Source organism: Streptomyces sp. O3, assembly GCF_054788135.1.
Genome location: NZ_JBTVYK010000213.1, coordinates 1 through 256, shown reverse-complemented (window position 1 = coordinate 256; position 256 = coordinate 1). Strand labels below are relative to the sequence as shown.

Genomic DNA, 256 nt, shown 5'->3' with positions numbered 1-256 from the left:
AAGTAGACCACCGTCACCGTAAACTGCTGTCTGATCCACAGCTTGCCTAATGTACCCCGGCGTATTCATATTACTAATATTTTGCTGAGCGACCATATTAGCGATTTGCGCCGCTGACATGCCCGATAATGACGTATTAAAATCACTTAAACGCACAAAAAATCCCTCCGTTTACTTAAAAAGTCTCGTTTATCATCATATTATTTTCTGCTTGTGTTTCCGCGTGGTGCCCCGTAATAACATCCACCATATGTTC

1 protein-coding gene is annotated in these 256 nt (G+C 42.2%); it reads right to left on the bottom strand.

Annotated elements, in window-relative coordinates; translation table 11 throughout:
• A partial coding sequence (locus tag ACX6XY_RS30400) for a flagellar basal body protein (RefSeq protein ID WP_460337942.1) occupies positions 1 to 156 on the bottom strand: 156 nt, incomplete at its 3' end.
• Between the last annotated feature and the right edge of the window lie 100 nt (positions 157 to 256).